Below are 14,740 nucleotides of genomic sequence, written 5' to 3'. Positions count from 1 at the left end.
TACAACTTCAGAATGAACCTCACGATAGACGCAAAAAAAGAGATGACCTACGACGCAATCGTTGTTGGGTCGGGAGTTAGTGGCGGATGGGCTGCCAAGGAACTGACAGAAAAGGGCTTGCGGGTGTTAATGCTGGAACGGGGACGTCCGCTGGAACACGTAACGGGGTATGAAGACGCCCTGAAGGCGCCCTGGCAGATGCCGGAAACGAGCCGCCTGGGCGATCTGGCTACCCGGTATCCGCAGGCTCCGCAGGACTCGACGATGGCCAATAGCGTCCAGAGCTACTGGATGCCCGGTGCCGATACATCCTATCGACAGGATAAACCGTTTCGCTGGTTACGGCCCGGTATCGTAGGGGGCAAATCCATCATGTGGGGGCGGCAGTCGTACCGTTTCAGTGATATTGACTTTGCCGCCAATGCCAAAGAAGGAGTGGGTGTCGACTGGCCCATTCGTTACAAAGACATTGCCCCCTGGTATTCATACGTAGAGAAGATCGCCGGTATCTCGGGCGAAAAACTAGGATTGCCTCAACTTCCGGATAGTGAATTCCTGCCGCCCATGGAGATGTTTCTTGTCGAGAAAGAGGTACGGAAACGGATTGAAAAGAACTTTCCGGGGCGGATAATGACCATCGGGCGAACGGCTAACTTGTCTGAAGCCCATAAACTTCAGCTTGACAATGGGCGAGCCCCCTGCCAGTACCGCAACCAGTGTATACGAGGCTGTCCGTACGGGGCCTATTTCAGTACCCAATCCTGTACACTGCCCCCCGCCGTCCGGACGGGTCGATTGACGCTGCGGCCGCATTCGGTTGTGCGGGAAATTATTCACGATGCCCAAAAACAACGGGCCACCGGTGTCCGGGTAATTGATTCCGAAACCCTCGAACAACGCGACTATTTTGCCAAAGTAATCTTTGTTTGTGCCAGTGCAATGGCCTCAACCGCCCTCCTTATGAATTCGGTATCCGATCGTTATCCGAATGGAATGGGTAACGATTCGGGGCAGCTGGGGCATAATCTCATGGACCATCACTTCCGGATTGGGGCTTCGGGTTTGTGGGAGGGAGGCCAGGATCGGTATTTCTATGGCCGCCGGGCCAACGGTATTTACATTCCCCGCTACCGCAATATCGGAGCCGACAAGCGCGACTACCTGCGGGGGTTCGGGTACCAGGGGGGCGGTGGTCGGCAGGGCTGGCAGCGTAGTGTGGCTGAGCTGTCGTTTGGCGAGTCGCTGAAAGAAGAACTAACCCGTCCGGGACAGTGGCAAATGGGTCTGATCGGCTTTGGCGAGCAACTTCCCGAGTACAAAAACCGAATGTATCTTGACAAAACGAAGCTGGATAAATGGGGGATGCCCACTGTAGCCTTTGATGCCGAGATTGGCGAAAACGAGCACAAAATGCGGGTCGATATGCTGAACGATTCGAAGGAAATGCTCGAATCGGCCGGGCTGACCAACGTGAAGGGCTACGATCAGGGTTCGGTTGTGGGCGGAGCCGTTCACGAAATGGGTACCGCCCGTATGGGTCGAGACCCTAAAACATCGGTACTCAACGGCCATAATCAGATCCATAGCGTTAAGAATGTGTTTGTAACCGACGGGGCCTGCATGACCTCGTCGTCCTGTGTCAACCCATCCTTAACGTACATGGCCCTGTCGGCACGCGCGGCCGATTTCGCCGTTCGTGAACTGAAAGCGCAGCGACTTTAACTGAATGACTCTACTGAATCAGGAAGATTGCCGTTTGTGCCAATAACCGGGCCGATTCCTCTTCTGCTGTTGGCATTACGCGACTTCTTCCCCGCTCATCAATAGTAAGCTGGAGGTAGATCATTAAAAGGAGCCACTCCGCGTGATTCAACGGTTTGGGGACATACTCTAACAATTTTTTGCCGATCAGCCGGATGGACAAAGACTCGATTTGTTTCACCAGTTGCGTACTAAAGGTCAATGCTGTTCAAAATTCCAGTCGGGAAGCGTGCCGGCAGACTGACCGGTAGGCGGTAAATAAACAAAAAGGCTCTATCTGTTTAGGATAGAGCCTTTTTGTTTTAATAAGCACTGGGTGAACGAACCTAAAAGCCAAATGTAGCCGGTGGGTTTGGTGCTTTAGACTGGTCGATGAGGGAATAGACAAAACCGGCGATGTCAGGAGCTCTTTTTAAGGCACCTACCACTTCCTGATATGTTTCTGATACCCCAAACGGCTGAGCAATTCCAACTACATATATATAGCATCCCGCAGCCATGTCCATTACTGAGGCAATATGTCCGGCGTCAAATAAGGTCTTTTGGGCACTAACTGTCAATTCAATAAATCGAGCCATAATTAAGGTATTTTTCCAGATTTACAAGATAACAGTTTTTTAGTAGAAAAAGGTATATATACCTTTTGGCCCTGGCCATTATGCGAGTTGATTGATGGCCAACTCCGTTAATCCTTCCAGCCCCACTTTACATCTGATTGGCCACACTATTGGAATAAACTGTTGTGGTTTGGGTGTGTTGGCTAATTGGTTCCACGGATACGACAAGGGTTGCCAGCGCATTCTTGGAAGGTTCGTCAATCATCAAAACCCAGTCCGTTTTAACAACCCGGTGGGTTTTGTGACCAATTGGATCATGCACAACCTCATCGGTTGCTTCCCGGCGGGCAAGGGTGATGTTTAGTTCTTCACCTTCTTTAAAGGTTGGTACGAAGCTAAAATAGGCATCGGCTACAATGCTTCCGGCTTTGGTTTCGGAGGCAGGATTATAAAAAATAACTTTCAGATTTTCGGACTGGTTACTCATGTGTTCGTCAATGGGTTTATGGCTATTGATGGGGAGATAACCCTGCTCAGGGGGTAAATGTTATAGCAGCTGCTTTGTCTACCCATCAATAAATAGCGGACCACCGCCTGTTTACCACTCCCCAGGCGAACACGGACTGCAAACTCAATTCCATTGTCTTATTAAGTTACTAACAGCGGGAAAGCTGATATTGGTAGCTTAGTTTTTTGCATTATAGGTACATTGAACGTATTTTTGCGGCCTGTAAGAATGGTCAAGCGGAAACAAATCCGCTTGACCACCTCGACAAACTAACCAGATTCCCCCGGGCAGCTGGTTTTACATCTGGTCCCGTAGCTCAGCTGGATAGAGCATCTTCCTTCTAAGAAGGCGGTCATTGGTTCGAATCCAATCGGGGTCACTTTGATAATCAGCTAGTTAGCTTCATTGCTGGCTAGCTGATTTGCGTTTGGGTACAACCAAAGTTAATTTCCTTACTTACGGTAATGACATGAGGCTGGTTTAAGCCCAACTGATTCTTCGTAATCCTTATCCTTTCATCCTGCACACGGTCCTGATCAGGAGTCAGAACTTTACCCTGCGACTTGTAGAGCGCACCATACTTGATAGTCTGGAAACTAAACGGGACGTTTCACACTTAAAACCGATAAAGTCATTAAATGTGCTGCCTTCAAGGAGCCAATCCTGGCCTGTAAGGGGGCATTTCTGTGCTCTATCTCGGGGTTCACTCCAACCGCGCCGATTGTCTAAAAAGTAGTATGTCGGCTTACCGGTAAGGTGCTCAATTTGCTGACATAAACGTCGACCTTGTTGAGAAAAGGGCGATCCTACTTGCTGTAGTTGTCTTAGGGCAAATCGCTCGCCATAATTACTGACAAACCATAACTCATTCAGACATCGATAGGAGTAATGCCAAAGGTTTAAGTCCTGGTAGGCGTTTGTCTCCGGATTCAAAGGAGGCAACCGATAAAGGGGAATTGGCCGATACGTATCCCCACAGACAACGGGTGAATAACCGTCCCCATAAAGAATATAACTACTTGAGGTAACAGGAACCTGTTCGGTTAACATGTCAGCGGCTCGCCCTGTCGGCCGGATTGCCAAAGGCGTTTGTGTTTTGATTTGGAGCTGTTCAAGGCAGTGAAGCGCCAATCGATGGCTATATGAGGGATCCAGGGAATTTGGTTGAGGACAAATGACCGGCATTCGGAGTTGATCGCCATCCTGAATAAATTGGTGTTCCTGATTAATGATCTGGCTGTTGCCGCCTAAATAGATCAATAAGTTCTCGCTCTCGTAGCGAACGTCTTCAAAGCTTAGGTTAGCTAAGTTGACAACCAGATCGAAGGTGTACATAGTAGACGCAATTATCTATACGGTAAAAGACTAATCGGCTGATCAAGGATGGTAAAGGGTAACTAATAGGCAGTCTTAAATCTACTCTATAAACTTTTTCCGATTGAAGCCCGGCCACTGGTTCGTGCCCTTAATAAACTATTAACCGTTGGTACAAAAGTGAATGTATTTATTGGCCTATGCCCTTTAGTATTATGTGTTGCCTTGCTTCGGACCAATGGGCAGTAGACATGTATGCTATCCACTGAAAAAAGAATTACCCGTCTAAATACTTCATCTTATCGGCCTTTGGCAAGCAAGGTCGGCTTCTGGCTGATCGCGCTGCTACTTATTTGTGGAGGTGTTATACGCTCGAATTGGGCCACCCGGCTCGATGGCTTCACGTTCGATGAAGCGTATCACATTATGGCAGGAGCTTCATATGCGCAAACCGGCTCGTTCCGCATAAACCCCGAACACCCGCCTTTAACCAAATTAATAGTGGGGAAATGGGTATTACTGAATGGCTACAAACTGGCTCCGTTCCGGCCCCTCAGCGACAAACAGGACGAGCGGAAGTTTGCCGAACAGGATGTGTACCAGAAGAACGATCCGGAACGGGTTCAGCATCAGGCCCGGACGGCTATGTTTGTGCTGAATAGTCTGCTCTTATTATTAGTTACCGTTATGCTTGGCCGCATAGTCGGGTCATCGGTGGCGCTGTGCACGCTGGCTTATCTGGTCATTGACCCGACGGTCGCGGCTCATCTGCCCGTTGTCATGACCGATCTGCCCGTAGCGCTGACGTCGGCTGCGGCTATGCTGGCGGCCGTAATTGCGTTTCGATCCTGGCGACTTGCAGATCTGCTGATGGCAGCGGCCTGTCTGGGATTGGCCTTGAGCACTAAACACTCGGCTATTATTACGGCCGTTGGGGTTGGTCTGCCTGGGAGTGTGCTGGCACTGACCGGGCCCACGAGAAGGCTTGTCGATGGACGACAAAAGGCGTTGCCCGGCAGGGTAGGGCGGCTCCTTCGGGTAGCTGGCGTATTGATGGGTGCGGTTGTGGTGCTGTGGGGTTTTTACGGCTTTCGTTATCGCGATAGCCCGACTGTCGGGGAGTTCTTCAACCGGCCGCTGTCTGCCAAAATTGACGACATACAGTCACCAATGTCCAAAACCATACTTCATGGCCTGTCGGACGCGCATTGGCTGCCTGCCTCTTATTTATGGGGACTGGCCGACACGTTCCGAGCCGGGGTAGAAGGTCGAGCCGCTTCCGTATATGCCTTTGGGCAGACGTATTTCAACCGCGCTCCTTTCTATTATGCGCCGGTCATTTGGGCCGCTAAACTGCCTGTTGGGCTGCTCTTACTCTCTGTGGCAGGGCTACTGTTGTTGATCGGCAGGAAATTACCCCGTTCGGCATGCTTGCCGCTGGCTGGTTTGGGACTGTTAGCCGGGTTGTTCTGGCTGGCTCTGGCAACGGGGTCTACCTATGGAGGAGTTCGGCATGCATTGGCATTATTGCCGGTGCTGGCGTTGCTGGGAGCCCTGGCAGTTACGACCGCCTGGACCAGTGGCTTGACATGGGGACGGACGGGTGTTGTATTGGCTGGGGTAGCTGCCCTTGTATCGGCCCTGCCAGTAACGCGTCCGTGGGAATATTTTAACGAATTTGCCGGAGGAGCCGCCAACAGTTATCACTATTTTAGTGATGAAGGTGTCGATTTGTGCCAGCGGTCAGCAGAATTGATTCAGTATTATAAAAAGAACCTGGAACCAACGGCCGAGATACCCTTTATATGGTACGGAATCAGTCGTTCGGAGAAGCAACATTATAACATACACTGGATAGGTGAACGTCCGGAGAAGGACAGCGCCCGTTACCAATCGGCATATGTGTCGGGCACGTTTTTTATATCGACCAACCGATTAGCGCCCAATCTGTATGACCTGGATAACGAGATGGCTGTATTCCGAAAAGCCAGGCCCGTAGCCCGTATGGGCAACTTGCTGGTGTACCGGGGACGCTTTTATCTACCCAACGAACGGGCTTTTTGGCTGGGGGGACAGGGGTTCAAAGCATTGTACGTCGATGCCAAACCGGATACCGCCAAAGCAATACACTTTTTAAAGGCTGCCGTTGACCTGTATCCTAAAAACTTCATGGCCGACTGGGAGTTAGGAAATTTGTACGTCAGGCGGAACGCCCGACAGCAAGCCATACAGGCGTTTACCCTGGCACTGACGTACTGCCCCGATAAAGCCCTGAAAAACGTGTTAACTCAACACATCAGCAAGGTAAGAACGGGCGATCTGCGTCGTATACCTGCCCTGCGAAATCCGGGTCTGGAGTAAGCGCGTAGTTGATGAAAATGGGGATAGGCTGAAAAAAGGTGAGACCGGAAAATAGCTTACGACCAGGCCTTCATTAATCGGGTGTATAAATCGAGTACCTGCTGTTTTTCATAATCGCTGCTGAGTGTCTGCTCAGCGTAGGTCATAAGCAGGGAGGCCTGCTCCCGTAAGATCGGTTTACGATCTACCGAACAGGCGGCATCGTTTACCAGCGCCAGCGCCCGAAGCAACCGTCGAAAAACAGCGAAGTTACCTTTCGCATTGATACGGGGGAGGTCAAACGCCAGTCGGATGTAATCATCAAAGCTCGAACTTCGTAAAAGAACCCGCAGGTGCCTGCCATCGGAACGCAATCGGGAGGAGAACTCACGTCGGGCCAGTCGTTCACCTACTGCCCCGAGGTAATCGACAGCCATAATGGCTGTCGTGGTATCGTTGATACCTGGAGAGAGTGCTTTCAGGGCTATGTCGACCAACTGCTGAATACCAAAGGCAACGTCTTGTTCAACATTGCGGTGCCGCCCGATACTCACGTACGTTATCAGGTCATCGGGCCAGTCGGCCTGGTCGGGATCGGGGCGTTCCATGCCGCTACGTACGCTAAAAAGTACCGTTCCTTCGCCCACAAAGGCACCCATTTCCTTCTCGATGCGCAGGACAACATGATTTTGGGTGGCCCATTTCAGGAGGCCATCCGTATTGATACGTTGCAGGTAGCCAGACTGACTGGTTTTGACCGGGTACCAGCCTGTCTGTTCATCGGAGTAGCGCAGGGCGGCTTCTGCTTTTTTAGGGTCGTCGATCGGTTCACCAAAGCTTTCGGGAAACAGGCTCTCAATGGCTTTACTCGTTTCGTGGAAAATATGCTGAACGATGGTGCCGGTCTGAAGGGATTCGGCTATGTGATGAATAAAGAAAATCAGGGCCGCTACGCCCCCCAGGGCCAAGATCAAACCGGCCAGTACGGCCGTTGCCGGAACGAATTTAATTTCATCCGTTCCGCGAATTGTGCCCAGAACGATGAGGCAATAAGCAAAAACGCTGACGAAATAACCCATCACCACCTGATTGACCCGGTCGCGCATGAAGTTGCGCAACACGCGGGGTGAGTACTGGCTGCTAACCTGGGTAATCGTGGCCAGCGTTAAGGAAAAGGCCAGCGCAGCTACCGTGAGCATCGAACTGGAAATAGCCGACAGCATCCCTCTGGCCCCGTCGGCACCCGTGCCAAACAGAAGCGGAAGCTTTTTATGGCCCTGCCAGCTGGTATGCACGTCAAACTCCACCAGCCCAAAGGCCAGCCCGAACGAAGACAGAACCATCAAACCCGGCACAAACCAAAGCGATTCTTTAAGTTGCTGCCAATACTGTTGAAACCGGGTAGTCATTAGATCGCTTTTAGGGTCGAGGGATGTGCTTTTACAAACCCGTCGACCCTAAAATGGTTTATCGTCAGTTGTACACCAACTGCAGATATTTGCCCGGCCGGTCGGGGTCGGCAATGAACCAGGCGGGATTCCCCATCTCATCCCGACCCAATCGGGCGCCGGGCATGGGTGGGTGATTCAGATTGACCTGCAGAGCAGCAGTACTGGATACTTCTGGCTTCTTTGCGGTCATAAACCCAGCCTCGGCCATGTCCGCCAGACTTTCCGAGAAAGCCGTGACGATCTGGCTTATGTCGTCTTCGGTGTGCGCTTCGGTGATGAAACAGGGGAAACCATCCCAGATGTGAATGCCTCGTTCCCGCATCAGCGTAAATACCAGCTCACCGTAAGGAATCTCCTCCAGGAATTTGATTTTCCAGAGCGAACCGAATTGAGCGACAAACAGAGGAATCTCCTGGCTGTCGATCAGGTCGTTCATCTGGGTGGCTAGCCGGGCTGCTTTAGCCGTTAAGCCTTTCTGTAAACCGGGGCCTTGCTCTTTCATGTAGTGCAGGGAGGCTTTGGCAGCCGCCAGCGCCAGCGGATGTCTAACGAACGTACCGGCAAAAAAAGTAATGTCGGCTTCGGGGTACGATGCGTCGCCGTACTTCCAGAAACCACCGTCCAGCGCATCCATATACCCGGCTTTGCCGGCAATAACACCAATGGGCAACCCGCCCCCAATTACTTTTCCATAAGCAGCCAGATCCGCTTTGATACCAAAAAGGGCCTGGGCGCCACCGGGGTGCATCCGGAAGCCCGTAATGACCTCATCGAAAATCAGCGCGGTTCCGGAGACCTCTGTGATCGCGCGAACTTGTTTGAGGAAGCTAACCGGTTGAAATTCGGGCCGACGGCTTTGCACCGGCTCCACCAGGACGGCAGCTAATTCCTGCGCCCGTTCTTTAATGATCTGCAGACTCTCGTCGGTACCGTAATCGAGAACCAGAACGTTCTGCACCGAACCGGGCATGATACCGGAAGCCGCCGGGTATGATGTTAAAGCCGCCGAACCCCTGACCAGCACTTCGTCAAATGTGCCATGGTACGAACCCGAGAACACAACGACGAGCGAACGGCCTGTTACGGTGCGGGCAATCCGCAGGGCTCCCATCACAGCTTCGGAGCCCGTATTGCACAGGGCAGCCCGGTCGAAACCCGTGAAGTCACAAACGAGTCGGCTCACCTCACCGGCCAGTTTGTGCTGGGGGCCAATTTCGTATCCTTTTTCAATCTGTTCGTGAAGTACTTTTTTTAATATGTCGGGCTGGTAGCCGAGCATGGAAGAGCCAAATCCATTCAAAGCGTCGATGTACTCATTACCGTCGATGTCCCACAAGCGACTCCCGGCGGACTTATCCACGACGAGGGGGTAGGTCAACTCTTTGGTATAGGGCTTGAAACCCGTAACCACCCTCGGGTCGGCCATGTGCCGCCGGTTTTCCTGGGCAAAGGCTTTACTGGCGGCTGTTTTGGTCGTGTATCGGTCGATGAACTCATGCAAAAAGCTTTTTTGCGTGCTGGTCAACGTGGCACTCTGCCGCTCGATCCGGGCACCTGCACCAAATGGTTTCTTAACGTCGGTGGTGTTGGGCAGGGTCTTTTCGGCGACTGCCGGGCGGGCGACGGCTGCCGTTTCGGACAGGGTGCTCGTTTGAGGGGGCTGGACTGGCAACTCTATTGGTGCTCCCCCCTGCAACATACGCAGTTGTTGGGCCATCAATTGCAGTTGCTGGGCAAACAATTGCACCACGGCATCTTTATCACCCACAACACCTACAGTATCAGGAAGTAGCGTTGGTTGGGGCGTCGTGGGTTGCTGGGCAGAAGCAGTAGCAGCGGGTTGGGGTTGAGTGGCGGGTACGGCAGGCTGATAGGCATCGGCAGGTAAGGACGCATCGAGATACGCGATCAATCGCTCAAGTGTGCTGTATTCGCTGTTTAACTGCCGGAACGAAATGGGTAAACTAAATTCTTTGCGAAATAAAAACGATAACTGGGTGAGCGCCAGTGAGTCGAGGCCCAGTTCAAGAAAGCTACTCCCTGAAGATGCCGTTGTGGCGTCGATTCCCAGGGTGTCCTTGAGCAGTGTATTGATGATGTCGCGTAAATGATGTTGTCGCATGGGAGTTGTCTTGGTGTGTCGTTCAACAGTTGGTTCAACGGGCAAATGATGGTCGGGAGGAGTAGCTTGATTTTTGGAAGCAACTGGCAAAGGGTCGACCCAACAGCGTTTCCGGTTAAAGGCGTACGTTGGCAGATCAACAACCCGCCGGTATTGGCCCCCGTAAAAAGCCGTCCAGTCGGGTTCCAGCCCCTTCATCCAGAGTTCGCCCAACGCAGTCAGCATGGATCGGTAATCGGACTGATGGCTGGTGTTTGACGGCAGACTGGCCACCGCATCGATCGACCGGGGAGCCATTTGCTGACGAGCCAGCGCGGTCGTTACCTGACCGGGACCAACTTCCAATAGCAGTGGTGATGAAAGATCGGACAGCGTGGTCAGCGCATCGGCAAATCGAACGGGCAGTCGCATGTGGTTGGTCCAGTATTGAGGGTCGGTCGCCTGGGCATCGGTCAGCCACGTGCCGCTGACCGTCGATACAATTGGTTTTCGGGGGCGCTGTAAGGACACCTGCTCAACCATTGCCTTAAACGGATGGAGAATGGGGTCCATCATGGCTGAATGAAACGCATGACTGGTTTCCAAAACCCGGTTCGGAATTTCCTGGCTATCGAGTAGTTGGGAAATAGCGGCTATGTCCTCGTCGGCTCCCGCTACCACGCATTGACTGCGGCTGTTGATAGCGGCAATCGACAGTGTTTGTGGGAGGAGTTTCTGAATGTCGGCGATATCGGCCCGGATGGATAGCATGCTGCCTCGGGGCAGCCCACTGATTAACCGACCGCGTGCGGCAATCAGCATGAGGGCATCGGCCAATGAGAAGACACCCGCTAGGTGTGCCGCCACAAACTCACCAATGCTATGGCCGCAGAATAACGTTGGTTGAATGCCCCAACTTATCCAGAGTGTTGCCAGCGCATATTCAGTAACGAACAGGGCAGGTTGCGTGTAGCGGGTATTTTTCAGGCGTTCTTTAGCCGATGAGTCTGTCGGTTCGGGGTATAAAACCAGTCGAATGTCGGTATCCAACTGATCAAGCAGGAGTTCAGCGCAGGCATCGACGGCCTGCCGGTAGACCGGCTCATTTTCATAGAGCTCTCGCCCCATATTCAGGTACTGTGATCCCTGACCCGGAAAAACAAACACCGTTTCGGCGGGTGGTTCCGGAGAATGATTATCCGGATTGGGTGTAAGAGACTGGAGGGGAGTCGTCTTTGTCTGGAGCTGATCGACAAACTCCTTCGCTGTAGCAGAGACTATAAACCGGCGATGTGCAAAGGGTACCCGCTTTGTTTGCAGCGTAAACGCAAGGTCAGCCAGTTTCAGATCTGTTTTCTGCTGTAATGTATCCGCTAAACGAGTGGCAAACGCATGCAGACTCGGCGTTGACTTTGCCGACCAGGTAACGAGTTGCAGCGGGCGGGTAACGTCTGGTTCATCAGCGCTTACCGGTAGTTTATGAGCATACTCCTCCACCACCACGTGAACATTGGTTCCACCCACACCGAAGGAGCTGACACCCGCCCGGCGTGGAGTGGGAGAGTGCCACTCGGTCAGTGCGGTATTGACGAAAAACGGACTGTCAGTAAAATTGATGACCGGATTGGGCGTCTCGAACCCCAGGGAAGGAGGGAGCTGCCGATGGTGTAATGCCAGCGTAGTTTTTATAAAACCCGCAACTCCGGCAGCCGCTGTCAGGTGGCCCAGGTTACTTTTAATGGAGCCGATGGCGCAAAACTGCTTCCGGGCTTCCGGTCCAAAGGCTATGTTTAGGCCGTCGATCTCAATGGGATCACCCAATGGGGTGGCCGTGCCGTGCGCTTCAATGTAACTAAGGGTTGAGGGGTCGATCCGGGCATCATCCAGGGCCATCTGGATAGCACCCGCCTGCCCTTCGGCATTGGGCGCGGTAAAACTTCCCTTTCCACCTCCGTCGTTGTTGACGCCAACGCCTTTGATGACCGCAAAAATAGTGTCGCCATCCCGTTTCGCAGCGGCCAGCGATTTAATGAGAACGACTCCGGCTCCATCACTAAAAACGGTTCCTCCGGCATTTGCATCGAAGGGGCGGCAATGCCCATCCCGACTGAGCATGGCACCTTCTTCATACAAATGTCCGCTGTTTATGGGGGCCGTTATGCTGGCTCCTCCGGCAATGGCTAGCTCACATTTTTGAAGACGGATGCTATCAACTGCCTGTGTGATGGCCAGTAGAGACGACGAACAGGCGGAAAAGACACTGACCGCTGGCCCTTTCAGGTTTAACTGGTAGGCTGTTCGAGAAGCTATGAAGTCCTTTTCATTGACTGTCATGGCCTGAAAGCTGCCAATTTGACTGACTACCTGCTCGTTTCGCAGGACATTGTTCAGGTAATAGGTGTTGTTGCCGCAACCGGCCCAAACGCCTATATCGCCCGCATAGTTTTGGGGTGAATAGCCGGATTTTTCCAGTACTTCCCACGCGATTTCCATGAATATGCGCTGCTGCGGGTCCATCACCTCAGCCAGCCTGGGGTTTAGTCCAAAGAAGTCGGCGTCGAACTGGTCGGCCCCATTGAGAATGCCTCTGGCTTTTACGTAAGCGGAATCCGTAGTAAGCGCCGTTGGCAAGGTCTTGTCCAGTTCCTGCTCGCTAAAAAAGCGGATAGTTTCCCGGCCTTGCTTTAGTATCGACCACAGCTCCTCTACGGAGTCGGCCCCCGGAAATCGGCCCGCCATCCCGATAACGGCAATGTCACCCGATGTCTCGCTGATGGTTGATCGGTTCTTTTTCTGCGGTTGATTAGCCTGCTTCTTTTGCCCATCGAGGTAGCCCGCCAAAGCGCTGATGGTTGGAAACTGATACAGCTTGGTGACGGGCAAGTCGTACTGGTAGACCTGTTTGAGCGTAGCAATGGTTTTTACCGCCAGTAGTGAATTGCCCCCCAGTTCGAAAAAATTATCCTGACGGCCTACGCGGTTCAGCTGCAGCACCTGTTTCCAGATGGCATTGAGTTTTTCTTCCGTCGGATTAGTCGGGGCACTGTAGGGGGTTGATACAAGTTCGGACAGCTCCGGAACCGGCAGCGCTTTCCGGTCGACTTTACCATTGCTGGTTAAAGGGATGGCATCGATGGGGACCAGCTGCGCGGGTACCATGTAGTCGGGTAAGCGTGTTTGCAGGAAGCTGATCAGCTCATGGCGGACAAACGAATCGGTGTCCATAACCACGTATCCAACCAGTCGTTTATCGCCATCGATTACCTCCCGGGCCAGCACTACCGCCTGTTTAACGCCGGGATACTGCTGTAAGGCGTGCTCAATTTCACCCAGTTCGATGCGGTAGCCGCGAATTTTAACCTGATCGTCGATCCGGCCCAAATAAACCAGATTGCCATCGGGTAATACCTGGGCCAGGTCACCGCTTCTATACAGCCGGGCGTCGGGTTCGTTGCTGAAAGGGTGCCTGATAAATCGACTGGCCGTTAATTCGGGCTGATTCAGATACCCCCTTGCCAGTCCGGCACCACCCACGTATAACTCGCCGACTTCGCCAGCACCCACCTCGTGCTGATCGGAATTCAGGATATAGGTCGTTAGCGTCGGGATGGGTTTACCGATCAGGCTACTGGCACTGGTCAGCTGCTCTTTCTCAAGGGCCTGGAACGTAACATGCACCGTTGTTTCGGTGATGCCGTACATATTGATCATCTGGCAGTTGGGAGAGGCCTGTTTCCAGGGCATTACGTTGGCCGGGTTCAGGGCTTCGCCCCCGAAGATCACGTATCGGATCGCGAGTAAGTCAGCGTTGCCAACGATCTCTTCCTGTAGGGCGTAAAAGGCCGATGGTGTCTGGTTGAGCACTGTCACCTGTTGCCGTATTAACAGCGCACTCAACAAAGCGGTATCTTTTGCGGTGGCTTTGGGCACGATTACCAGACGTCCGCCAAAAAGAAGTGCCCCGAAAATCTCCCAGACCGAAAAATCGAAGCAAAATGAGTGAAACAGCGTCCAGACATCCTGAACACCAAAGTTGAAGAGAGGTGTCTCCATTTTGAAGAGCTGGACCACGTTTCGGTGTTCGATCATCACCCCTTTGGGGCGGCCCGTTGAACCCGATGTGTAAATGACGTAGGCCAGATTCTGAGGAGTCAGCTCAGTTGGAACAGCTTCCTTCGACTCAAGGCTGATGGCTGGCCAGTCGTTGTCCATACAAACCAGCGTTGCCCCGGTTGGAGCTTCTTTGAGTTTGGTCTGCGAAAGGGCATCGGCCACAATAACCTGACTGTTTACGTCGGCAAGGATATACGCGATACGGTCTTGCGGATAATCGGGATCAATCGGGACGTAGGCTCCCCCGGCTTTCAAAATGCCCACCAGACTGATAATCATCGCCACAGACCGATGGAGGCATACGGGAACGAGTACGTCCTCTTTTACACCACAGCGCTGTAGATGATGAGCCAGCTGATTGGACTGGTCGTTTAATTCCCGGTAGGTTAGCTGTTGATCCATGTAGACCACCGCTATCTGATCGGGAGTTTCATTCGCCTGCTCAACCAGTAGATCGACAATCGATTTGTTGGTCGGGTATCCGGCCGGTAAGTTCGTTGTCTGTGAATTGCTTATGGGTAAAATGGGGTTACTGTTCATTCCGTGGGTCGTTTCGGGTAAAAGCCCGGTGTCTGAAAACAGGTAAGTCCTAACG

8 protein-coding genes and 1 tRNA gene are annotated in these 14,740 nt (G+C 52.6%); 3 read left to right on the top strand and 6 right to left on the bottom strand.

From position 1 onward, the window contains the following. Window positions 1–12: 12 nt before the first annotated feature. The gene (locus tag ACYVK4_RS19095; RefSeq protein WP_461129121.1) at window positions 13–1,722 is read left to right on the top strand and encodes a GMC oxidoreductase; all 1,710 of its coding nucleotides are present in this window, start codon (window positions 13–15) and stop codon (window positions 1,720–1,722) included. 10 nt (window positions 1,723–1,732) lie between these two features. Here ACYVK4_RS19095 and ACYVK4_RS19090 read toward each other — a convergent pair whose 3' ends face one another. From ACYVK4_RS19090 to ACYVK4_RS19080, 3 genes are all read right to left on the bottom strand, one after another. Further along, window positions 1,733–1,942: a hypothetical protein gene (locus tag ACYVK4_RS19090; RefSeq protein ID WP_461129120.1), complete on the bottom strand. Its 210-nt coding sequence runs from the start codon at window positions 1,940–1,942 to the stop codon at window positions 1,733–1,735. 145 nt (window positions 1,943–2,087) lie between these two features. Then, a complete protein-coding gene (locus ACYVK4_RS19085) occupies window positions 2,088–2,339 on the bottom strand; it encodes a hypothetical protein (RefSeq protein ID WP_461129119.1) in 252 nt (83 codons plus the stop codon). Window positions 2,340–2,466: 127 nt separating this feature from the next. Beyond that, entirely contained in the window at window positions 2,467–2,805 is a 339-nt protein-coding gene (locus ACYVK4_RS19080; protein ID WP_461129118.1) for a hypothetical protein, read from the bottom strand. Between the two features lie 326 nt (window positions 2,806–3,131). Between ACYVK4_RS19080 and ACYVK4_RS19075 the strand changes: the two genes are divergently transcribed. Beyond that, window positions 3,132–3,205: transfer RNA gene (locus tag ACYVK4_RS19075), tRNA-Arg, on the top strand. A gap of 164 nt (window positions 3,206–3,369) precedes the next feature. Here ACYVK4_RS19075 and ACYVK4_RS19070 read toward each other — a convergent pair. Next, entirely contained in the window at window positions 3,370–4,161 is a 792-nt protein-coding gene (locus ACYVK4_RS19070; RefSeq protein WP_461129117.1) for a DUF2310 family Zn-ribbon-containing protein, read from the bottom strand. A gap of 288 nt (window positions 4,162–4,449) precedes the next feature. Between ACYVK4_RS19070 and ACYVK4_RS19065 the strand changes: the two genes are divergently transcribed. Further along, entirely contained in the window at window positions 4,450–6,501 is a 2,052-nt protein-coding gene (locus tag ACYVK4_RS19065) for a tetratricopeptide repeat protein (protein WP_461129116.1), read from the top strand. A gap of 56 nt (window positions 6,502–6,557) precedes the next feature. Here ACYVK4_RS19065 and ACYVK4_RS19060 read toward each other — a convergent pair whose 3' ends face one another. After that, window positions 6,558–7,889 carry a DUF2254 domain-containing protein gene (locus ACYVK4_RS19060; protein ID WP_461129115.1) on the bottom strand — a complete coding sequence of 444 codons (1,332 nt, stop codon included), beginning with the start codon at window positions 7,887–7,889 and terminating at the stop codon, window positions 6,558–6,560. Window positions 7,890–7,953: 64 nt separating this feature from the next. After that, the gene (locus tag ACYVK4_RS19055) at window positions 7,954–14,685 is read right to left on the bottom strand and encodes a hybrid non-ribosomal peptide synthetase/type I polyketide synthase (protein ID WP_461129114.1); all 6,732 of its coding nucleotides are present in this window, start codon (window positions 14,683–14,685) and stop codon (window positions 7,954–7,956) included. Window positions 14,686–14,740 lie beyond the last annotated feature (55 nt).

This window comes from Spirosoma aerophilum, from assembly GCF_054782495.1.
This window is presented reverse-complemented; position numbering and strand designations above follow the sequence as displayed.

Excerpts from the sequence above, each read along its gene's own strand:
- ACYVK4_RS19095 (WP_461129121.1), top strand. The coding sequence starts at position 13 with ATGAACCTCACGATAGACGCAAAAAAAGAGATGACCTACGACGCAATC.
- ACYVK4_RS19085 (WP_461129119.1), bottom strand. The coding sequence starts at position 2,339 with ATGGCTCGATTTATTGAATTGACAGTTAGTGCCCAAAAGACCTTATTT.
- ACYVK4_RS19080 (WP_461129118.1), bottom strand. The coding sequence starts at position 2,805 with ATGAGTAACCAGTCCGAAAATCTGAAAGTTATTTTTTATAATCCTGCC.
- ACYVK4_RS19070 (WP_461129117.1), bottom strand. The coding sequence starts at position 4,161 with ATGTACACCTTCGATCTGGTTGTCAACTTAGCTAACCTAAGCTTTGAA.
- ACYVK4_RS19060 (WP_461129115.1), bottom strand. The coding sequence starts at position 7,889 with ATGACTACCCGGTTTCAACAGTATTGGCAGCAACTTAAAGAATCGCTT.
- ACYVK4_RS19055 (WP_461129114.1), bottom strand. The coding sequence starts at position 14,685 with ATGAACAGTAACCCCATTTTACCCATAAGCAATTCACAGACAACGAAC.